The following is a 22,354-nucleotide window of genomic DNA, read 5'->3' as shown; positions in this document are numbered from 1 at the left end:
CAGATTTTATTGATAAAGTGGCAGCCTGCCCGGAATGTCCGAAATCAGCCTGCCCGTCACCTGAGAGATATATGAGAGCATATGACTGCGAGGCTGAGCATATTTATGCAGTGACTTTGTCTTCTGAGCTGAGTGGTTCCTATAACAGTGCGTTACTTGGCAGAGATCTTATTATGGAAGATCATCCGGATAAAAAAATACATGTGTTCAATTCGCGTTCCGCATCCATCGGGGAAAGCCTGATCGGAATGAAGATACAGGAATGTGAAGAAGCAGGGATGAGTTTTGAAGAAGTTGTTTCAACTGTGGAACATTATATTGAAGGGCAGCATACTTTTTTTGTACTTGAGAATCTTGATACTTTGAGAAAGAACGGCCGTCTCAGCAAAGTAAAAGCGTTAGTGGCCAGTGCATTGAAAATCAAACCGGTCATGGGTTCTACGGATGATGGAAATATCTGCCAGCTGGATCAGGCAAGAGGCATGAATCGTGCTCTGATCAAGCTTGTAGAGCAGGTAATCGAGAAAACCCCGGACAGTGCGGAGAAGGTTCTTGCCATCAGTCACTGCAATTGTCCGGCAAGAGCACAGGTGCTCAAAGAGGCCTTTGAAGAGAGAATGAAACTTGCAAAGATCGTAGTCCTTGATACAGCGGGTGTAAGTTCTATGTATGCAAATGACGGCGGAGTGATCGTTGCAGTATAAACTAATTGTTTTCTTTTGCAGTAAAGTGTGCTATAATCAGAAAATACGAAATATTGATGCAAAGGAGATCTATCATGAGCCAGAAGAAAGTCGATGCTTATAAGGCCAGAAAAGGACTGCATAACAAAACAGACAGAAAAGAAAAAGTACTTTTTGGACTGGAAATGTTTGCCTGGGCATTCATTTGTGTTGTGATTGTTGCATGGATTGGTTATTCTGCATATGTAAAAGTGACAGGAGCCAAAGAGAATGTGGTTCAGAATACAGTAATGGATACTACTGCACTTGACAATTACATTTCGAGTCTGTCAACAGATGCATCCGATGGTACAGACAGCACTGATGCAGATACAGCGGAGGAAGAAGATACAACAGCTTCCACTGATACAGACAGTGAAGATGCTGATGCAGCAGACACAACCGCAGATGATTCTGAAACGGAAACCGCAGATAAATCTGAAGAAGCAGATGATACAAATGTAGCAGACGATAAAGCTGCAGAAACAGCAGATTCAACAACGGATGCAGACAGCGCAGATGTTAAATAGAAATTGAATCTCTGATGGATTCACAGAAGAAAAGCAATAAAAAATCCCCGGATGATCCGGGGATTTTTTTGAGGTTTAATCCGTATAGAAAAGTGCGGAATTCAATCCTCTCGCGTTAACAAAAATTATAAATTATAATTTTGTAACGTTTGCAGCCTGCATACCACGAGCGCCTTCTGTTAAGTCGTATGTTACAGCCTGTCCTTCTTCAAGGGATTTGAATCCTTCACCATTGATAGCGGAGAAATGTACAAATACGTCTGCACCGTCTTCACCAGTGATAAATCCGTAACCTTTTTCTGCGTTGAACCATTTTACAGTTCCCTTGTTCATGTTGTTACCTCCATAAAAAATAAAAAAATTATATAGTTTCTGGCAAATAAAAAAATCACCAGATTTTACAGATTATATACTGTTATATAATCTCTAAAAACCAGTGACTATACATTAAATAATCCAGATATGAACTGATTATATCTCCCGCATTTTGAATTGTCAAGCAAAAAAGACTGCACATCAGTAAAAAAAGGCTTTATAAAAGAAGAAGTTTCGTGTATTATGTATATCAGAAAGTTATTGTCAAACGACAACGAAGGGAGAGAATTGCATGGGTATTCTGATTCAGGGAGGACGTATCGTAGATGCGGCTACTGACACTGATAAAAAAGGCGATATTTATCTGGAAGATGGCGTGATCACCGAGATCGGTGAGAAACTTAAAATAAAAGATAAAAACGACAGAGTAATAGATGCGAAGGGATGTCTGGTAATGCCGGGACTGATCGATCTTCACGTTCATTTCAGAGATCCGGGACAGACACAGAAAGAGGATATAGAGACAGGTTCCCGGGCTGCTGCAAGAGGTGGTGTGACAACGGTTGTTGCAATGCCGAATACAACACCGGTAATTGACAGTCCGGATCGTGTAAATTATGTGCATAATAAGGCAAAACAGCTTGCCGGCATTCATGTGCTCCAGGCAGGTGCCATTACGCAGGGGGAGAAGGGACAGGAACTTTCTGATATCGAAGGAATGGTAAAAGCGGGAATCCCGGCATTATCGGAAGACGGCAAATCTGTTATGAATACCAGACTTTGCAAAGAAGCTATGGAAGTAGCAGAGAAATTCAATGTTCCGATCTTTGCTCACTGTGAGGATATTGATCTGCGCGGTGATGGATGTATGAATGAGGATGAGAATGCGCGGAGACTTGGTCTGCCAGGTATCTGCAATGCAGTTGAGGATGTGATCGCAGCGAGAGATATTCTTCTTGCCAGAGAGACAGGGGCAAAACTGCATCTGTGCCATTGTTCCACAGAAGGTGTTGCGAAGATGATGGAGATTGTGAAGGAAGAGGGATTGGACAATATCACAGCAGAGGTTTGCCCGCATCATTTTATCCTCACTTCCGATGATATTAAATGTGATGATCCAAACTATAAGATGAACCCTCCTCTTCGTACGAAGAAAGATGTAGATGCACTGATCCGAGGACTGAAGGATGGTTCCTTTAAAGTGATCAGTACAGATCATGCACCTCATGCAGTGCCGGAGAAGACAGGCTCCATCCGGAATGCGGCTTTTGGCATTGTGGGAATTGAGACAAGCTTTGCATTGTCTTATACTGCACTTGTAGAAACCGGAATTCTTACAATCTCACAGCTTATTGAGAAAATGAGCTGGAACCCGGCACAGATTCTGGGAAGTGACAGAGGTACACTTCAGAAGGGACATCCGGCAGACATTGTCATTGCAGACATTGATCACGAATATAAAATAGATAAAAATGAATTTGCTTCCAAAGGACGCAACACACCATTTGACGGATGGAAAGTAAAGGGAAAAATTCTCTATACAATCTGTGATGGAAAAGTTGTATACCAGAATGCATAAAAATACCATATCAATATTCAGGAGGAAAGACTCATGATCAACAAACTTATTGAAAACATTAAAAAAACAAACGCTCCTATCGTAGTAGGACTGGATCCGATGCTCAACTATATCCCGCAGCATATTCAGAAGAAAGCTTTTTCTGAACTGGGGGAAACATTAGAGGGAGCAGCAGAAGCTATCTGGCAGTATAATAAAGGAATCGTTGATGCGATCAGCGATCTGATCCCTGCAGTGAAACCACAGATCGCAATGTATGAGCAGTTTGGTATTCCGGGCTTAATGGCATATAAGAACACCATTGATTATTGCAAAGAAAAAGGTCTGGTAGTTATTGGAGATATCAAACGAGGTGACATTGGTTCCACATCTGCTGCATATGCAGTCGGACATCTGGGTAAAGTTCAGGTGGGAAGTAACAGAATCGCAGGTTTTGACGAAGATTTTGCGACAATCAATCCATATATGGGATCTGACAGTGTCAACCCGTTTATCGATGTATGTAAAGAAGAGAACAAAGGGCTTTTTGTACTCGTAAAAACATCCAATCCGTCCAGCGGAGAGTTTCAGGACAGAATCATTGACGGACGTCCGCTTTATGAGTGGGTTGGAGAGAAGGTTGCCCAGTGGGGAGAATCACATATGGGAAATGAATACAGCTATGTAGGTGCTGTAGTAGGTGCAACCTATCCGGAAATGGGAAAAACTCTCCGTAAGATCATGCCGAAAACCTTCATCCTGGTACCGGGATATGGTGCACAGGGCGGAAAAGGTGCCGATCTTGTTCATTTCTTTAATGAAGACGGACTTGGTGCGATCGTCAATTCCTCCAGAGGAATCATTGCAGCTTACAAACAGGAAAAATATGCTTCCTTTGGTGAATTAAATTATGCAGATGCATCCCGCCAGGCGGTAAAAGATATGATCGAAGACATCAGTACTGCTTTAAACAATCGCTAGGAGGCATGAAATGAGCGAAAAGACAAGAGAAATCTGCACTGTTGTAAGTCAGGAGAGCATTGGTGCAGGCATTTACAGTATGTGGATCCAGACTGACAGAATTGCAGCAGATGCGAAACCAGGACAGTTTGTATCTCTTTATACAAATGATAAATCCAAAATTCTTCCCAGACCGATCAGTCTTTGTGAGATTGACAAAGAAAATGGCCGTCTTCATCTGGTTTACAGAGTGACCGGACAGGGAACCGGAACCGATGAATTTTCACAGATGAAAGCCGGAGATACCATTCCGGTACTGGGACCTCTGGGAAATGGTTTTCCTGTAGAGAAGGCTGAGGGGAAAAAAGTTTTCCTTATGGGTGGTGGAATCGGTGTTCCTCCGATCCTGGAACTTGCAAAGCAGATGAAATGTGAGAAAAAACAGATCATTGCAGGATACAGGGACTGTCATACGTTCCTCAGAGAGGAATTTGAGGCGGCGGGAACACTTTATATTGCCACAGAGGATGGCAGTGTGGGAACAAAAGGCAATGTTATGGATGCTATCAGAGAGAATGCTCTGGAAGCGGACGTGATCTATGCCTGCGGACCAACTCCGATGCTTCGTGCAATCAAGAAATATGCCGAAGAAAATGGGATTGAATGTTATATTTCCCTGGAGGAACGTATGGCATGCGGAATCGGTGCCTGCCTTGCCTGTGTGTGCAAATCCAGAGAAAAAGATGCACATAGCAATGTGAATAATAAGAGAATCTGCAAGGATGGCCCGGTATTTCTTTCTACGGAGGTGGAAATCTGATGGATATGAGTGTAAATATTGCCGGCGTAGAGTGGAAAAATCCGGTAACAGTGGCATCCGGAACCTTTGGTTCAGGAGCAGAATTTGCTGATTATGTAGATATTAATAAGCTGGGAGCAGTGACAACCAAGGGCGTAGCCAATGTCCCGTGGGCCGGAAATCCGACTCCGCGTGTGGCTGAAGTTTACGGAGGCATGATGAATGCGATTGGTCTGCAGAATCCTGGTATCGATCTTTTCTGTGAGAGGGATATTCCTTTTTTGAAACAGTATGATACAAAGATCATTGTAAATGTATGCGGTCATGCGCCGGAAGAATATCTGGCAGTGGTGGAACGTTTGGCAGATCAGCCAATTGATATGATGGAGATTAATATTTCCTGCCCGAATGTAAACGCAGGATTCCTTGCATTTGGTCAGGATGCACATCATGTAGAGGAACTTACCGCTCAGATCAAAAAGATTGCAAAACAGCCTGTGATCATGAAGTTAACACCGAATGTCACAGATATCACAGAGATTGCAAAAGGTGCGGAAGCAGGCGGTGCAGATGCGGTATCCCTGATCAATACACTGACAGGAATGAAGATTGATATCAACAGGAAGACTTTTGCGCTTGCAAATAAAACCGGTGGTGTTTCCGGACCGATCGTGAAACCGATTGCTGTCCGTATGGTTTATCAGGTTGCACAGGCAGTCAATATCCCGATCATCGGAATGGGCGGAATTTCCTGCGCAGAGGATGCAATTGAGTTTATTCTTGCAGGAGCCAGCGCAGTATCTGTGGGTACGGCAAATTTCCACAATCCGGCAGTGACACTGGAAGTGATCGATGGAATTGAAGCGTACATGAAGAAGAATGGATTCAATTCCGTAAAAGAGATGGTTGGTATTGTAAAATAAAACAGATACAGGAGGCATAACATAAGATGGAACAGTATAAACAGGAATTTATTGAATTTATGGTAGACAGTGAAGTTCTGAAATTCGGAGAATTCACCCTTAAAAGCGGAAGAAAGTCCCCGTTTTTTATGAATGCAGGCGGATATGTGACAGGTTCTCAGTTAAAGAAACTGGGTGAGTACTACGCACATGCCATTCATGATAAATATGGCGATGATTTCGATGTGCTTTTCGGACCTGCATATAAGGGAATCCCGTTAAGTGTTGTAACTGCAATTGCATTCAGCGAATTATATGGAAAAGAAATCCGCTACTGTTCAGACCGTAAGGAAGAAAAAGACCATGGTGCAGATAAGGGAAGCTTCCTCGGAAGTAAATTAAAAGACGGCGATCGTGTAGTGATGATCGAAGATGTAACAACATCCGGTAAATCCATGGAAGAGACAGTACCGAAGGTAAAAGGTGCGGCTGATGTGGAAATCGTCGGTCTTATGGTTTCTCTGGACCGCATGGAAGTCGGAAAAGGCGGCGTGAAGTGTGCCCTTGACGAAGTCCATGACCTTTATGGGTTTGAAACAAATGCGATTGTTACAATGAGAGAGGTCATTGAACATCTTTATAATAAAGAATATAAAGGAAAAGTAATCATTGACGATACATTGAAAGCCGCAATCGACGCATATTATGAGCAGTACGGTGCAAAATAAGCAAATACAGGTAACAGCGATTTATAAATAAGATATCATGATCTGCGAAAGCAGATCATGATACTGATGAGGACGATTATGAACGAAAAAATTTATAAAACCATGTCTTCCACAGGAGCCTGCAGTCTGACAGTCGGGATCATTGTACTGGCAACGGGAATCGTAACAGGGATCATGATGATCGTAAACGGTGCAAGACTGCTGAAAAAGAAATCAGAGATATTGATATAAAAGGCTTCAGAAACAGGAGAAAACATTGAAAAAAGAAACGAAGCATATCATACGGACACTGGGAACCATTTTGTTTATCCTGTATGTTCTGGCACTGATTTATTTTCTGTTCTTTTCAGAAGAATACGGAAGAGCAGCAATGGAAGAAAGACAGTACAGATATAATCTGATACCGTTTGTTGAGATAAGGCGTTTCTGGGTATACAGAAAACAGCTTGGACTTATGGCGGTAGTTACAAATCTTTTTGGAAATGTAATTGGTTTTCTTCCATTTGGATTTATACTGCCGGTTATTCTGGACAAAATGAGAAGCGGATGGCTGATCGTACTGGCAGGATTTGGGCTTAGTGTTACGGTAGAGGTCATCCAGCTTATTACAAAGGTTGGGTGCTTTGACGTAGATGATATGATATTGAATACAGCAGGGGCGGCTCTTGGATATCTGCTTTTTTTTATCTGCGATCACCTGAGGAGAAAAATTTATGGCAAAAAGATATAGATATGCGTTTGCAAAGAAAAGAGAGGCACAGCAGGGAAAACTGTCAGCAGTGCTGGCGGCTGTTTCACTGGTTTTATTTGTGACTGCAGTTTTGCTAGCATTTTTTTTGCAGGGACAATACGGATATATTGTAGGCGGGATCAGTCTTTGCGCAATGCTTCTGTCTGTATATGGATTTGCGATGGGACTGAAAAGCTTTTCAGAAGAAAACCGGACACACAAAGCAGGTATGATCGGCTCTATTGCAAACGGAATCATAATGATCGGATGGCTGGGAATCTTTCTGATGGGAATTTCCGGCTGATTAACAGGGAAGTCTGATAGAAAAAGGAGAAATATAGTTTGGACGAATGGGTTATGGAACGGTATGAACTGGCGAAAGAAAGAATCGCTCAGATACCGGACGAGAAAATGGCAGAAGAACCGTACTGCGATTTTTTTACAAAGGAAGCAATGTTTTTACAGCAGGTGATTCATGTGATGGACCATGGAATTGCGGGGAAAAATCTTGAAGAACTTCAGGAACAGAATCATGAATTATATCAGGATATTCTGCCCGAAAATTATGAAAATTCTTATGGAAATCCTGCATATGCACAGAAAATGCTGGGAGAATACGGAAAAGTATTTACCTTTCTTTATACAGAGCTTCATGGCACGATTGCTTATGCGTTTGAAAAAAAAGCATGGGATCTTACGGTTGTACTTGAATTGTTTCTGGAAATCTATTCTGCATTTACGCAGGAAGAAATTCCTGCTGAGAAACAGGTGAAAGAAATTCTCGTTTCCTATGTGAATGACTACTGCCAGGATATGGTGGAAAATCGGATCAGAGAGGCGATTGATCCTGAGAATAATTTTGTGGTTGAAATGATCATGGATTCTGATCTGAGCGATCTGAGTTATCTGTATCAGTCCGGCGAATATGTATCGGAAAATGAACTGAAAACAGCAGAATTTATGAATTCACTTTCCCAGAGGGAAATTGATGAGATGGCACGTACTTATACAGAAGGCTATCGGATGGGATTCATCACAGGAAGAAAAGATATTACAAAGAAGAAAACGGTTAATATACGTTATCATCTTGGCTTTGAGCGTATGGTAAAAGCGGCTGTTCTTCAGTTCCGGGAGATGGGGCTGCAGACGGTTATTTACCGCCATGCACTTCATGCGGTGAACAGACGGAATCAGTTCAGAAATGGATTTACAGGAGGAATTGCAAATCCGCAGTTTGATTATGACCACAGACAGGACAGTGCGCTGTTTCTGGATCCGGATTTTGTAAAGCGTAAACTTCGTGCCATGCAGACTTCTTATGATGAATATGCAGATCTGGCAGATGTACATGGCGGACCGGCTGTGATCGAGACATTTGGAGAGAAACCGTTTTCACCGGTAAGTAAACCGGAAAGCTGGGCGTTTACAGAAGCACAGCAGAAGCTTCAGCTGGAACTGGACAATGAATCCGGTCAGATCACAAATCGTTATATCAAAGGTGAGGAAAGAAGTTTTACGATCATTGCTTATCCGATACCTGAGATCGGGGAGGATTTTCCGGAAATTTTCCGCGAGATCGTAAAGATCAATACATTGGATTATAAGAAATATCAGAAGATCCAGCAGACGATCATAGATACTCTTGATACCTGTGAATGGGTGGAAATCAAGGGAAAGGGAGAGAATGAGACAGATCTGCTCATTCATCTTCATACATTAACAGATGCGAAAACACAGACAAATTTTGAGAACTGTGTGGCAGATGTAAATATTCCTCTGGGTGAAGTATTTACTTCACCGGTACTTGCAGGAACAGGCGGAATGCTTCATGTTTCAAAAGTATATCTTAACGGACTGCAGTTTTGTGACCTGAAGCTTGTGTTTGACTGCGGACAGGTGATCGATTACAGCTGTTCTAATTTTGAGACAGAGGAAGAGAACCGTAAATATATTGAAGATAATATTCTGTTCCATCATCCGAAACTTGCAATGGGAGAATTTGCGATCGGAACTAATACAACAGCTTATGTGGCAGCGCAGAAATATAATATCGCAGACAAACTTCCGATTCTGATCGCGGAGAAAATGGGACCGCATTTTGCAGTTGGTGATACCTGTTACAGCTGGTCAGAAGATACTCCGGTCTATAATCCGGATGGTAAAGAGATTATCGCAAGGGACAATGAGATTTCCGAGATGCGAAAAGAAGACGTCAGCCTTGCTTATTATGGATGTCACACAGATATTACGATCCCATATGACGAACTGGGAAGCATCCGTACGATTGATGATGAGGGGGATATGATCTCTATTATTGAAGATGGAAGATTTGTCCTTCCGGGTACGGAAGCTCTGAACGAGCCGTTTGGGGAATAAAGGCATTTTCCTGTTAAGTTCGGAATACAAAAAAATTTATTAGTTCGTTAAAATATTTCTTTGCATTAATTTTATTGACAGAAAAAGGGAATCTTAGTAGAATCTACGGTTAGAGAGGGTTTTGATAAAATCTTTTCTGACCGTACTTTTTTTATCAATAAAATAAAAACAAAGTCCCGGACAGATAAAATCTGGTCTGTCTGAGAATACTTGAGAAGAAAAGGAGAATAATCATGGCAAAAGTAGGAATTGTGATGGGCAGCGACTCAGATATGCCGATCATGAGCAAAGCAGCAGACATTCTGGAGAAACTGGGAATTGATTACGAGATAAAGATCATTTCCGCACACAGGGAACCGGATGTCTTTTTTGAATATGCAAAAACAGCAGAGGAAAAAGGCTTTAAAGTAATCATTGCAGGTGCAGGAATGGCAGCTCATCTGCCGGGAATGTGCGCAGCAATCTTCCCGATGCCGGTTATCGGAATTCCTATGCACACCACTTCTCTGGGAGGAAGAGATTCCCTTTATTCTATCGTACAGATGCCGTCAGGAATCCCGGTTGCAACAGTCGCTATCAACGGAGGCGCAAACGCAGGACTTCTGGCAGCTAAGATACTTGCAACATCAGATGAGGAACTTCTTGCAAAATTAAAGGCTTACAGCCAGGAATTAAAAGAACAGGTGGAAGCAAAAGACGCAAGATTACAGGAAGTCGGATATAAAAATTACTAAGATAACTCAGGTCCATAAACAGGATCAGGGGTAAAAACGGAGGATTATCATGGATTACAAGACCGCTGGAGTAGATATTGAAGCAGGATATAAATCAGTAGAGCTGATGAAAGAGCATGTAAAGAGAACCATGCGTGAAGAAGTGCTGGGAGGACTGGGAGGATTTTCCGGTGCCTTTTCTCTTGCTAAGATCAAAGAAATGGAAGAACCGGTATTATTATCAGGTACAGACGGATGTGGAACTAAAGTAAAACTTGCTATGGTTATGGACAAGCATGACACCATTGGCATTGATGCGGTTGCTATGTGTGTCAATGATATTGCATGTGCAGGCGGAGAACCATTATTCTTCCTTGATTATATTGCATGTGGTAAGAATTATCCGGAAAAGATCGCAGCTATCGTAGGCGGCGTTGCAGAAGGCTGTGTGCAGTCAGATGCAGCTCTGATCGGCGGTGAGACAGCAGAGCATCCGGGACTGATGCCGGAAGACGAATATGACCTGGCTGGTTTCGCAGTAGGTGTCTGCGATAAAAAAGAGATGATCACAGGTGAAGAACTGAAAGCAGGAGATGTTTTGATCGGTATGGCATCCACAGGGGTTCACAGTAACGGATTTTCTCTTGTCCGTAAAGTTTTTGATATGACAAAGGAATCTCTTGATACTTATTATGAAGAACTTGGAACAACACTTGGTGAAGCACTTCTGGCACCAACCAGAATCTATGTAAAAGCATTAAAGAGCATTAAAAATGCCGGAGTTCGTGTGCACGCATGCAGTCATATCACAGGCGGCGGTTTTTATGAAAATATTCCGCGTATGCTTAAAGAGGGAACACGTGCAGTTGTGGAAAAGAACAGCTATCCGGTACTTCCAATCTTCAAACTTCTTGCTGAAAAAGGCAATATTGATGAACAGATGATGTACAATACTTATAACATGGGACTTGGAATGATCCTTGCTGTAGATGCAGCAGATGTGGACAAAACAATGGAAGCGATCAAAGCAGCAGGTGACACTCCGTACGTAGTAGGACGTATCGAAGATGGTGAAAAGGGAGTGACTTTATGTTAAAAGTCGGTGTACTGGTTTCAGGAGGCGGCACGAATCTGCAGGCTATCCTGGATGCCATTGACTGTGGAAAGATTACAAATGCAGAAGTTTCTCTGGTTATCAGCAATAATCCGAAGGCTTATGCGCTGGAGAGAGCAAAGAATCACAACATAGAAGCTGTATGTATTTCCCCAAAACAGTTTGAGAACAGAGAAGAATTTCACAAAACACTTCTGGAAAAGCTGAAAGAGAGTGGCGTAGAGCTTATCGTTCTGGCAGGATTCCTCGTAGCAATACCGCCGATGATCGTGGAAGCATATCCAAATAAGATCATTAATATCCATCCGTCACTGATTCCGTCTTTCTGCGGAGTTGGTTATTACGGACTTCATGTGCATGAGAAAGCGTTAGCAAGAGGGGTTCGTGTTACAGGCGCTACGGTACATTTCGTTGATACTGGCACAGATACCGGTCCGATTATTCTTCAGAAAGCAGTGAAAATTAAATCTGATGACACTCCGGAAGTTCTCCAGAGACGTGTCATGGAGAAAGCAGAGTGGAAAATTCTTCCTAAGGCAATCAATCTCATTGCCAATGGCAAGGTGAAGGTTGTGGATGGAAGAGTGGAAATAGAAGAATACGATACGGAAGAGTAGATACAAAAAGGAGCGGCAAGATAAAATGAAAGTCTTAATTGTAGGCAGTGGCGGCAGAGAACATGCGATTGCATGGAGTGTTTCAAAAAGCCCGAAAGTAGATAAAATTTATTGTGCACCTGGAAATGCAGGAATCGCAGAGCTTGCAGAATGTGTAGATATCGGTGCAATGGAATTTGAGAAACTTGCTGATTTTGCACAGGAAAAAGAAATCGATCTTACGATCATTGGCATGGATGATCCGCTGGTCGGTGGTGTCGTAGATGTATTTGAGGCCCGCGGTCTGAAAGTATTCGGACCAAGAAAGAACGCTGCGATCCTTGAGGGATCTAAAGCTTTCTCGAAAGATTTAATGAAGAAATATAATATCCCGACAGCAGCATATGAGAATTTTGATGATCCTGAGAAAGCACTGGAATATCTCCGCACAGAAGCCAGATTTCCAATTGTCCTGAAGGCTGATGGTCTTGCACTCGGCAAGGGAGTACTGATCTGTCAGGATCTGAAAGAGGCAGAAGATGGCGTAAAAGAGATCATGGAAGATAAGAAATTCGGAAATGCCGGAAATACTATGGTCATTGAAGAATTTATGACAGGACGTGAAGTCTCTGTGTTATCATTTGTAGATGGAAAAACTATCCGTACAATGACATCCGCACAGGATCACAAACGTGCTCAGGACGGTGATCAGGGATTGAATACGGGCGGAATGGGAACTTTCTCCCCGAGTCCGTTCTACACAGAAGAGGTAGATGAATTCTGCAGGAAATATGTATATCAGCCGACAGTGGACGCAATGGCTGCAGAAGGACGCCCGTTTAAGGGAATCATTTTCTTTGGTCTTATGCTTACCGCAGATGGCCCGAAGGTATTGGAATATAATGCACGCTTCGGAGATCCGGAAGCACAGGTAGTCCTGCCACGTATGAAGAATGATATCATTGAAGTAATGGAAGCTTGCGTAAATGGAACACTGGACCAGGTAGACCTTCAGTTCGAGGATAATGCAGCAGTGTGCGTAGTACTTGCAAGTGATGGATATCCTGTAAAATATGAAAAAGGTATCCCAATGTACGGCTTTGAGAACTTCAAAGGTAAGGATGGTTATTATTGTTTCCATGCAGGAACCAAATTAAAAGATGGTCAGATCGTAACCAACGGAGGTCGTGTCCTGGGAATCACAGCTACAGGAAAAGACCTGAAGGAAGCAAGAAAAAATGCCTATGAAGCCACAGAGTGGATCACATTTGCAAATAAATATATGCGCCATGATATTGGTAAGGCAATTGATGAAGCATAAATAATTTTGAGGTGCTGCAGTTTCAGAAAAAATGTATTTTGGATGATTACTGTAAAACAGATCAGAAAACAGAAAGGTTTAAAACCAGACCGGACTGTTTTCTGATTTTTTTGTAAATGTTTTTGCATAAATAATATAGGCTATTTTCTTTACTTTTCATGCAATCTGTTATAAAATAAAACAGTGCTGTAAAACAGAAACGTAATCGAACTCCGGACAGCAGGGGAAAATTTATGAACAGAAATTATGTAGATAAGAAAATACAGAAGATCATAAAAGAAATGAGACAGAGAGGATAAGAGCATGGGAATCAGCAAAGAAGAAGCAATCAAAGAATTACAGACCAGAGAGGAGATTTTTGTGGCATATTCACAGGCTACAAAGCTTCCGTATGTGAAATGTGATGAAGAGACATTTAATGACCAGGCATGGATTTTTTCCACAGAAGAAGGAATCAAAGAATTCGGCAAAAAAATGCTGGAAGAAAAGGTTCTTCTTATGGGTATGAAATTTACCAAGAAGGATTATCCCAGATTATATGGAACTTTCTATGCAATTGGCGTAAATACAGTTGTATGGGTAGATGGTGAAGATAAGATTGAGATTGATCTTCCTGATATTGCAAAACAGGCAGATATGAGCAAGATTGAGCCGGCTAAGAGACCGCTTCTGAATCCTACACTGGAGCTTTCCGGCATTTACTTTATGCAGGAACTCCGCCGTCCGGTAGAGAAGGATCAGCATGGAAATCTTCGTGAGCTTGAGGAAGAACTGATCGTAAACCTGAAGAAATCCGAATATCTGGTTGCTATGAATGTAGATCCTGAAGATCCTAAGAAGATCAATATTCCGTATCTCAAAAATAAAAAAGAAGAAATTCTCCAGCCTGTATTTACAGACGTTATGGAACTTGAGAAGTTTACAAAAGGTCAGAAGCTGCGTATTGCGAAAGTACCGTTTGCAAAACTTCCGGAGCTGTTAATCGATAAGGCAATGGCTTATGCAGTTAATCCATTAGGCTTTAACCTTGTTCTGAACAGAGAACAGCTCAATAAGATCATTGGCTTAAAATAATCAAGTCATGTAGATGAAATTCAGTTGACAGAAAGAAGATAAAGGGTGTGCATGCTGTGTGAGAACATGGCAGTACACCCCTTTTTGTTTTGAAAAATAATACAGCAATACGTCTTTCTGTTGCAAAAAATGTTGGTTTGTGCTAGGATATGTGTAACACAAAAAGGAGAAGAAAACGTATGATGATAGAAATAGATTTCAGCAGTGATGAAGCCATTTACATCCAGCTGACCAATCAGATCATCATGGGGATTGCTACGTCAAGACTGCAGGAGGGAGATACACTGCCATCAGTGAGACAGCTTGCAGATACAGTTGGGATAAATATGCATACAGTAAATAAAGCATATTCACTGCTGCGACAGGAGGGATTTGTCACTATCGACCGCAGACGTGGTGCAGTGATTTCTATTGATGTAAATAAACGGAAAGCATTGGAAGAACTGAAACAGAATCTCATGGTGGCGCTTGCGAAAGGATGTTGCAAGAGCGTAAGCAGAGAGGAAGTACATCAGCTTATTGATGAGATTTTTGACGAATATGATGAAAACAGATAGGAGAGGACATGGAGAGACAATTTACCAGACAGGCAGAGAATGCCCTCAAATTGGCAACGACAATTGCGAAATCCTGTGGACATGGATATATCGGAACAGAGCATCTTCTTGCAGGTCTTTTGAAAGAACCTGAAGGCACTGCGGGAAAAGTGCTGCAGGAATTTAACGTAGAAGAAGAAAAACTCAGGGAACTTATCAGCAGCCTGGTTACACCGGTTCAGGGCAATACTGCGGCAGCAGAAACAAAAGATCCCCAGTACAGCCCGAGAGCAAGAAGGATCATTGAACAGGCGAAGGAAGATGCTGAGAGTATGGAATGTCTTTGTGGAACAGAGCACCTGTTGCTTTCGCTTCTGAAAGAGACAGACTGCGTAGCGACCAGACTGCTTTTTACAATGGGAGTAAATATCCAGAAGTTGTTTGTGGCTATCCTGACAGCTATGGGATTTGACAATGATACCATTGCAGAGGAATTTCAGTACGCAAGGAATGCGGGAAACAAAAAAGTGACCAGTACCCCTACGCTGGATCAGTACAGTCGTGACCTGACACAGCTTGCAGCAGAGGGAAAACTGGATCCTGTGATAGGGCGTGATAAAGAAATTACCAGACTGATCCAGATTCTGAGCAGACGTACGAAGAATAATCCGTGTCTGACAGGGGAACCCGGAGTAGGTAAGACTGCCATTGTAGAGGGACTTGCACAGCGCATCGTTATGGGAATGGTTCCGGATACAGTGAAGGATAAGCGTCTTGTTGTGTTAGATCTTTCCGGCATGGTTGCGGGAAGCAAATACAGAGGTGAATTTGAGGAACGCATTAAGAATGTGATCCAGGAAGTAAAAGAACATCAGGGAATTCTGCTGTTCATTGATGAAATCCATACCATCATCGGAGCAGGTGGAGCGGAGGGAGCACTGGATGCTTCTAATATTCTGAAACCTTCTCTTTCCAGAGGTGAGATTCAGCTTATCGGCGCGACTACTCTGGAGGAATACCGTAAATATATTGAAAAAGACGCAGCACTGGAACGAAGATTCCAGCCTGTGACAGTGGAAGAACCATCTTCAGAGGAGACTGTTGAGATCCTTAAAGGTCTGCGTCCATATTATGAGAAACATCATGGGGTAAAGATTGAAGATGAGGCACTTGAGGCAGCAGTAAAAATGTCACAAAGATATATCAATGACCGTTTCCTTCCGGATAAGGCAATTGATATTATTGATGAAGCAGCATCAAAGGTTCAGCTTGCGGGTTATCAGTCAGCACCTGAAATGGAACAATATGAACTGGAACTGAATGAACTTCGTGAGGAGAAAGAACAGGCAGTTAAGACTGTAGATATTGAACGCGCAAAAAAAGCACAGGTACGCCAAAATGAAGTGGAAGCCGAAATGGAGAAAATCCGCATTAAGACTGAACGTAGAAATAAGAGGAAGAAACTTGTTGTAGATGAAGCTGCTGTTGCAGAGACGATTTCTGACTGGACAAAGATTCCTCTTCAGAAACTGACAGAGGGAGAAACCAAACGTCTTGCTCGTCTGGAGAAAGAACTTCATAAACGTGTGATCGGACAGAATGAGGCAGTAAAAGCTGTTGCGCAGGCAGTGAAACGGGGAAGAGTAGGACTTAAAGATCCGAACCGTCCCATTGGTTCTTTCCTTTTCCTTGGACCTACAGGTGTTGGTAAGACAGAACTTTCCAAGGCTCTGGCAGAAGCTGTCTTTGGAAGTGAACAGGCGATGATTCGTGTAGATATGTCCGAATATATGGAGAAACACAGTGTTTCCAAGCTGATCGGTTCTCCTCCGGGATATGTAGGATATGAAGAAGGCGGCCAGCTCAGTGAGAAGGTCCGCAGAAATCCGTACAGTGTATTGCTTTTTGATGAGATTGAGAAGGCACATCCGGATGTGTTTAATATACTTTTACAGGTGCTGGATGACGGTCATATTACAGATGCACAGGGAAGAAAAGTCGACTTCAAACAGACGATTATTATTATGACTTCCAACGCAGGGGCACAGGCGATTATGGAACCGAAACGTCTGGGATTCATGTCTGATAATGATGAGAAGAAAGACTATGAACGAATGAAAGGCGGTGTGATGGAAGAAGTGCGCCGGATTTTCAAACCGGAGTTCCTGAACCGAATTGACGATATCATGGTGTTCCATGTGCTGAATAAAGAAGATATCCGGAAAATTGTGACATTGCTTCTTAAAACACTGGAGAAACGATGCGCAGAACAGATGGAAATTCATCTTACAGTGACAAATGCTGTGAAAGATTTTATTGCAGAAAAAGGTTCTGATAATAAATATGGTGCCAGACCGCTGCGTCGTGCAATTCAGAGTAAGATAGAAGATGCGCTTGCAAACGAGATTCTGGAAGGCAGAGTAAAACGTGGAGATAGTGTACAGGTGAAACTTCATAAAAACGAGATTGCATTTGAAGTGAAAAAACAGTAGAAATCTCTGAGCAGACAGATATTTACAATTAAAGCAGAGGACTCACATGATTCACAGAAATTGTGAAATTAGTATAAAAAAATCAGTGAGATACTGGTCAAAAAAGTGAATGTATTATATAATAAGCACATAAAATGTCGGAAAAGTACAGAGATAGTGAAAAACTGTACGGCATCGGCAGATGAACCGGTGGAGCGGCAAACAAAAGAGTCTTAGGAGGACATAGGAAATGGCAGTAGTAAAAGAATTAATCCGTACAGAAGAGAATGGAGCAATCAGCTTTGGTGACTATGAGCTTGCACAGAAGTCTAAATTATCAGACTATCAGCATCAGGGCGATATGTATAAAGTAAAAACTTTTAAGGAGATTACCAAGCTCGAGAGAAACGGAATGTTCGTTTACGAATCAGTTCCGGGAACAGCAGTATTTAATCTTACACAGAGTGAAGCTCAGATGGATTTCCATGTAGAGGGACCGGAAGATGCACAGATCACAGTGGAGATGGAGCCGGATACAGAATATGAAGTATTTATTGAACAGGCAAGCACAGGTAAGATGAAAACAAACCTGGGCGGTAAACTTTCCTTTAGCGTGGAACTTGGCAATGCTGCAAGAGTAGAAGTAAAGATTGTAAAATGCTGAAAAATAAAAAGACGGTATATTTTTGCCAGGAGTGCGGATATGAATCCGCAAAATGGATGGGGCAGTGCCCGGGATGCAAGTCCTGGAACACCTTTGTGGAAGAGACAGTTTCCACAAAGAAGCCATCCTCTTCTGGAGTAATGAAATCATCAGAAAAAAGGCAGGAACCGGTGATCCTTAAAGACATTAGCCTGTCAGAAGATGAACGGCAGACAACTCAGATTGGTGAACTTGACAGGGTGCTGGGCGGCGGTATCGTCCCCGGCTCCCTTGTTTTAGTGGGAGGAGATCCGGGAATCGGAAAATCAACGCTGCTTTTACAGGTGTGCAGGAATCTGGCAGAGAAGCAGGTTTCGGTTCTTTATATTTCAGGCGAGGAATCTCTGAGACAAATTAAGCTGAGAGCTAATCGTATCGGGCAGTTTACGGATAAGATGCAGCTTTTATGTGAGACGAACCTGGAAGTGATACGTGAGGTGATCGAGCGCAGAAAACCGGATGTGGTTGTGATCGACTCCATTCAGACTATGTTTCACGAAGATGTAAGTTCGGCACCGGGAAGTGTCTCTCAGGTGAGAGAATCTACCAATATCCTTATGCAGATCGCAAAGGGAATGGGGGTGTCCATTTTTATTGTAGGTCATGTGACGAAAGAAGGAAATGTGGCAGGTCCGAGGGTTCTGGAACATATGGTGGATACGGTGCTTTATTTTGAAGGCGACCGGCATGCTTCTTATCGTATCCTGCGTGCGGTGAAGAATCGTTTTGGATCTACGAATGAGATTGGTGTTTTTGAAATGTGTAATACAGGTCTTGAGGAGGTGAAGAATCCGTCGGAATATATGCTGAATGGCAGACCGGAGGATGCGTCGGGTTCTGTTGTGGCGTGTTCTATGGAAGGAACCCGGCCGATTCTGGTTGAAATCCAGGCACTTGTGTGCCAGAGTAATTTCGGTATTCCGAGGCGGACAGCGGTAGGAACTGATTTTAACAGAGTGAATCTCCTTATGGCTGTGCTTGAGAAGAAAGTAGGACTCCGTCTGGCTGCATCGGATGCTTATGTCAATATTGCAGGGGGAATGAAGATGACAGAGCCGGCAATTGACCTTGGGATCTGTCTGGCGATTGTTTCCAGTGCGAAGGATATTGTGATTCCTGATAATGTGATGGTATTTGGCGAGGTTGGTCTGAGTGGTGAAATCCGCGCAGTGAATATGGCAGGCCAGCGTGTGCAGGAGGCGAAAAAACTGGGATTTGGAACAGTTGTGCTTCCGGAAGTGTGTAGGTCTTCTGTTGGAAAAGTGGAAGGGATCAACTTGGTTTATGTGTCGCAGATTCGTGATGCGATTGGTTATATTATGAAAAAATAGATTGTCAGACTACTGGCTTATATATGGTTTGAATAAGTCGATCAGACTGTCGTCAAAGATATTTTTGCCTGAGAAAGTCTGCTGACAGAGAGAAAGAGGAAAGGATCAAAAGTTATGGCGAGTGGGATTGATACAGTGATATTTGATATGGATGGAGTGATTTTTGATTCAGAGATTCTTGTGCTTCAAGCGTGGAAAGAAGTGGCAGAACGTCATGGAATCGCAGGAGTTGAGGCGGCATGTCATGAGTGTCTGGGAACAAACAGTGTTGTAAGTAAAGGGGTTTTTCTGAAGCATTATGGTGAAGATTTTCCGTATGAGGAATATAAAGCGGAGATGGCAGAGGTGTTTTTCAGTCATGCTTCCGGAGGCAAACTGGCAAAGAAGCCGGGGGTTGAGGAGCTTTTGAAATATCTGAAGATGAGGGGATTTAAGATTGGGCTTGCCAGTTCTACCCGGGAGGTACTGGTGCGTTCGGAGATTTCAGATGGCGGGCTGCTGGGATATTTTGATCAGATTGTCGGGGGAGATATGGTGGAACGGAGTAAGCCGGAACCGGATATTTTTCTGGAGGCTTGCAGACGACTGGGGACCAGACCGGAGAATTGTTATGTGATTGAGGATTCTCATAATGGAATCAGGGCGGCTTATGCAGCAGGGATGCATCCGATCATGGTGCCGGATCTGATGGAGGTGACGGAGGAGATGAAGTCCCTCGCAGAAGAGATTCTGGGATCGCTTTGCGCAGTGCAGGAATTTTTGCAGGGGTCAGGCATATAAATTCATTTGTTTTTATGAGTGTCAGTGATTGAATAAAAAAGAAATCTGTTTTTACTGGTATTTATTTCAAAACTTTTCCAGGAAAACAGATTCCTTTTTTGTTATATTAAGTTTTTGCTTATGAGAGAACTCCTGTTGACTGTAAAAACAGGATAAACATCATAACCGGCGCAACATAGCGGATCATGATTCGATAAAGTTTTTTTCTGCGGAATCTGCTGCCGTTTCGTTCCATTTCATCAATGACATAATCAGGTGTCATAACCCATCCGATCAGGATGGTGGAAAGTAATGCGATAAATGGCATCATAACACTGTTGCTGATGTAATCCATAATATCAAGCAGCTGTCCTGTAGAGCCATTGGGCAGTTCCACTTCTACATAGAAAATGCTGTATCCCAAAGCAATGATCGCAGAAGCAGCAAGATAAACTGCAGATAAAACAGAAACAGTTTTTTTTCTGCCTGTGTGGAAGATTTCCATACAGTTTGCAACGATGGATTCCAACACAGAGATGCAGGATGACAGTGTTGCAAAAATAGCAGTTACGAAAAAGAGGATTCCTACAAATATGCCTGCTTTTCCCATGGCTGCAAAGACTTTTGGGAGAGAAACAAACATAAGGCTTGGACCGGCTCCCATTCCTTCTGTTCCGGAAAATACGAATACAGCAGGGATGATCATGGCACCTGCAAGAAATGCCACTCCTGTGTCAAAAATTTCAATCTGATTAACAGCCTTGTTTAAGTTAACATCAGGTTTTACATAAGAACCGTAGGTGATCATGATTCCCATGGACACGCTGAGAGAGAAGAACAGCTGACTCATTGCATCCAGTAAAATCTGTAAAAATCGCTGTACAGTAAGCCCCTCAAGATTTGGGGTCAGGTAATAAAGAAATCCCTGGATCCCGGTATGTACCTGGCCGGAAGAATCTGTATGTTTCAGAGTCAGGGAATAAATGGAGATGATGACAACGAGTACCAGAAGAACCGGCATCATCCATTTGGATACTTTTTCAATACCATCCTGCACACCATTGTATACAATAAATGCAGTTACACCCATGAAAATAAGTGCAAAAATAACAGGTGAGGTGGAGGATGTGATAAAAGAAGTAAAATAATCATCTGCTGCAGCAGCCTTTGCCTGTCCTGTCAGGTAGACTACAGCATATTTGGTGATCCATCCACCGATCACTGCGTAATAAGTCATAATAAGAACAGGTACAAGAAAAGTCAGAATGCCTAAGAATTTCCACTTGGGCTTCATTTCAGCATAAGCACCGATCGCACTTTTCTGAGTGCGGCGGCCGATTGCGATATCAGATGTAAGCAGGGTAAATCCAAATGTAAGTACAAGTATAAAATAAATGATTAAAAACAGACCGCCTCCATCTTTAGCTGCAAGATATGGGAATCTCCATAAATTGCCTACTCCTACAGCACTGCCGGCTGCGGCAAGGACAAACCCGAGCTGTCCTGAAAAATGATTTGATTTCCTTTCCATAATAGATAATCTCCTGTATGATTTATGTTTGCATAAGTACGATAACATATGTTAATATATAAGTAAAATGAATGTTTTTGCTAGTATACATTAAAAAAAGTAATGGATAAAAACAGACAAGAAGTAAGGATCGTAAATGAAGGAAATCAGAGACAGATATGAAATTTTTTTGAAGGTATGTGAGACTGGAAGTTTTTCGAAAGCAGCAGAGGCGCTAAACTATACACAATCGGGAATCAGTCAAATGATGGCCGGATTTGAGGAGGAACTGGGAGTACAGTTATTTGCAAGAGCTAAAAAAGGTGTAACTCTGACGGATAATGGAAGAATGCTGATGCCTTATATACAGGAGATGACAAATCAGAAAGATAAACTTAGACAGGCTGCTTTTAATATTAATCATAAAATAGAAGGAAAACTCAGAATAGGAAGCTTTTCCAGTGTAACTGCAATGTGGATGCCGGAAGTGATCCATTATTTTAACAGAAATTATCCACAGGTTGAGGTGCAGATCTTTGATGGAAATTATGATGAGATCAGAGACTGGATCATACATGGGCAGGTGGACTGCGGATTTCTGTCTTC

General features: G+C 42.4%; 24 protein-coding genes (1 of these 24 running past the window's edge). 22 read left to right on the top strand and 2 right to left on the bottom strand.

The annotated features are described in order from the left end of the window. Together AC075L_RS00860 and AC075L_RS00855 are read left to right on the top strand one after the other, a co-directional pair. Positions 1-704: DegV family protein (locus AC075L_RS00860; protein WP_476387028.1), on the top strand; the 704-nt coding region annotated here is incomplete at its 5' end. Positions 705-778: 74 nt separating this feature from the next. Next, complete coding sequence (locus AC075L_RS00855) at positions 779-1,252, top strand: hypothetical protein (protein ID WP_476387027.1); 474 nt, start codon at positions 779-781, stop codon at positions 1,250-1,252. 132 nt (positions 1,253-1,384) lie between these two features. Here AC075L_RS00855 and AC075L_RS00850 read toward each other — a convergent pair whose 3' ends face one another. Next, positions 1,385-1,585, bottom strand: a complete 201-nt coding sequence (locus AC075L_RS00850; protein WP_008705499.1) for a cold-shock protein — start codon at positions 1,583-1,585, stop codon at positions 1,385-1,387. 274 nt (positions 1,586-1,859) lie between these two features. Here AC075L_RS00850 and AC075L_RS00845 point away from each other — a divergent pair, with 274 nt between their 5' ends. The 19 genes from AC075L_RS00845 (at position 1,860) to AC075L_RS00755 (ending at position 20,259) form a co-directional block, all read left to right on the top strand. Next, positions 1,860-3,146: a dihydroorotase gene (locus AC075L_RS00845; RefSeq protein ID WP_118521595.1), complete on the top strand. Its 1,287-nt coding sequence runs from the start codon at positions 1,860-1,862 to the stop codon at positions 3,144-3,146. Between the two features lie 33 nt (positions 3,147-3,179). Then, positions 3,180-4,106 (top strand): orotidine-5'-phosphate decarboxylase, encoded by a 927-nt coding sequence (gene pyrF, locus AC075L_RS00840; protein ID WP_008705494.1) that lies wholly within the window; start codon positions 3,180-3,182, stop codon positions 4,104-4,106. Between the two features lie 10 nt (positions 4,107-4,116). Continuing rightward, the gene (locus AC075L_RS00835) at positions 4,117-4,905 is read left to right on the top strand and encodes a dihydroorotate dehydrogenase electron transfer subunit (protein ID WP_008705492.1); all 789 of its coding nucleotides are present in this window, start codon (positions 4,117-4,119) and stop codon (positions 4,903-4,905) included. Beyond that, on the top strand, positions 4,905-5,807 hold the full coding sequence (locus AC075L_RS00830; protein WP_008705490.1) for a dihydroorotate dehydrogenase: 903 nt from the start codon (positions 4,905-4,907) through the stop codon (positions 5,805-5,807). Before AC075L_RS00835 ends, AC075L_RS00830 begins: the two co-directional genes overlap by 1 nt. A 26-nt stretch (positions 5,808-5,833) precedes the next feature. Further along, positions 5,834-6,514, top strand: a complete 681-nt coding sequence (gene pyrE / locus AC075L_RS00825; protein WP_008705489.1) for an orotate phosphoribosyltransferase — start codon at positions 5,834-5,836, stop codon at positions 6,512-6,514. A 78-nt stretch (positions 6,515-6,592) separates the two neighbouring features. Beyond that, positions 6,593-6,745, top strand: coding sequence for a hypothetical protein (locus AC075L_RS00820; protein ID WP_022380872.1), 153 nt, complete (start codon positions 6,593-6,595; stop codon positions 6,743-6,745). Between the two features lie 25 nt (positions 6,746-6,770). Next, a complete protein-coding gene (locus tag AC075L_RS00815; protein ID WP_008705487.1) occupies positions 6,771-7,244 on the top strand; it encodes a VanZ family protein in 474 nt (157 codons plus the stop codon). Then, positions 7,228-7,548, top strand: a complete 321-nt coding sequence (locus AC075L_RS00810; protein WP_008705486.1) for a DUF6142 family protein — start codon at positions 7,228-7,230, stop codon at positions 7,546-7,548. Before AC075L_RS00815 ends, AC075L_RS00810 begins: the two co-directional genes overlap by 17 nt. A gap of 53 nt (positions 7,549-7,601) precedes the next feature. Continuing rightward, entirely contained in the window at positions 7,602-9,620 is a 2,019-nt protein-coding gene (locus tag AC075L_RS00805; RefSeq protein WP_044955998.1) for an aminopeptidase, read from the top strand. Between the two features lie 233 nt (positions 9,621-9,853). Next, positions 9,854-10,354, top strand: a complete 501-nt coding sequence (purE, locus tag AC075L_RS00800; protein ID WP_008705484.1) for a 5-(carboxyamino)imidazole ribonucleotide mutase — start codon at positions 9,854-9,856, stop codon at positions 10,352-10,354. Between the two features lie 49 nt (positions 10,355-10,403). Continuing rightward, positions 10,404-11,429: a phosphoribosylformylglycinamidine cyclo-ligase gene (gene purM / locus AC075L_RS00795; RefSeq protein ID WP_008705483.1), complete on the top strand. Its 1,026-nt coding sequence runs from the start codon at positions 10,404-10,406 to the stop codon at positions 11,427-11,429. Further along, complete coding sequence (gene purN / locus AC075L_RS00790) at positions 11,423-12,064, top strand: phosphoribosylglycinamide formyltransferase (protein ID WP_118409569.1); 642 nt, start codon at positions 11,423-11,425, stop codon at positions 12,062-12,064. Before purM ends, purN begins: the two co-directional genes overlap by 7 nt. A 25-nt stretch (positions 12,065-12,089) precedes the next feature. After that, positions 12,090-13,364 (top strand): phosphoribosylamine--glycine ligase, encoded by a 1,275-nt coding sequence (gene purD / locus AC075L_RS00785; RefSeq protein ID WP_055151959.1) that lies wholly within the window; start codon positions 12,090-12,092, stop codon positions 13,362-13,364. Between the two features lie 303 nt (positions 13,365-13,667). Next, entirely contained in the window at positions 13,668-14,438 is a 771-nt protein-coding gene (locus AC075L_RS00780) for an SseB family protein (protein WP_008705480.1), read from the top strand. Between the two features lie 179 nt (positions 14,439-14,617). Continuing rightward, complete coding sequence (locus AC075L_RS00775) at positions 14,618-14,995, top strand: GntR family transcriptional regulator (RefSeq protein ID WP_020993363.1); 378 nt, start codon at positions 14,618-14,620, stop codon at positions 14,993-14,995. A gap of 8 nt (positions 14,996-15,003) precedes the next feature. Further along, complete coding sequence (locus AC075L_RS00770; RefSeq protein WP_476387026.1) at positions 15,004-17,466, top strand: ATP-dependent Clp protease ATP-binding subunit; 2,463 nt, start codon at positions 15,004-15,006, stop codon at positions 17,464-17,466. A gap of 229 nt (positions 17,467-17,695) precedes the next feature. Continuing rightward, positions 17,696-18,109 carry a hypothetical protein gene (locus AC075L_RS00765; RefSeq protein ID WP_008705473.1) on the top strand — a complete coding sequence of 138 codons (414 nt, stop codon included), beginning with the start codon at positions 17,696-17,698 and terminating at the stop codon, positions 18,107-18,109. Beyond that, positions 18,103-19,479, top strand: a complete 1,377-nt coding sequence (gene radA / locus AC075L_RS00760; protein WP_008705472.1) for a DNA repair protein RadA — start codon at positions 18,103-18,105, stop codon at positions 19,477-19,479. The genes AC075L_RS00765 and radA overlap by 7 nt, the downstream gene beginning before the upstream one ends. Before the next feature lie 114 nt (positions 19,480-19,593). After that, the gene (locus tag AC075L_RS00755) at positions 19,594-20,259 is read left to right on the top strand and encodes an HAD family hydrolase (RefSeq protein WP_008705471.1); all 666 of its coding nucleotides are present in this window, start codon (positions 19,594-19,596) and stop codon (positions 20,257-20,259) included. A 118-nt stretch (positions 20,260-20,377) separates the two neighbouring features. Here AC075L_RS00755 and AC075L_RS00750 read toward each other — a convergent pair whose 3' ends face one another. After that, positions 20,378-21,769 carry a sodium-dependent transporter gene (locus AC075L_RS00750; RefSeq protein ID WP_008705470.1) on the bottom strand — a complete coding sequence of 464 codons (1,392 nt, stop codon included), beginning with the start codon at positions 21,767-21,769 and terminating at the stop codon, positions 20,378-20,380. Positions 21,770-21,905: 136 nt separating this feature from the next. On the opposite strand from AC075L_RS00750, the gene AC075L_RS00745 reads away from it, so the two are divergent. Continuing rightward, positions 21,906-22,354: the 5' portion of a LysR family transcriptional regulator gene (locus tag AC075L_RS00745; RefSeq protein WP_476387025.1), read on the top strand. 4 nt of this gene lie beyond the right edge of the window; only the first 449 of its 453 coding nucleotides appear in the window; the start codon lies at positions 21,906-21,908; its stop codon lies beyond the right edge, outside the window.

Source organism: Blautia sp. ZXY-1-B12 (assembly GCF_056339915.1).
Note: the sequence above shows the minus strand (reverse complement) of the source record. Positions and strands in the feature narration are given on the sequence as shown.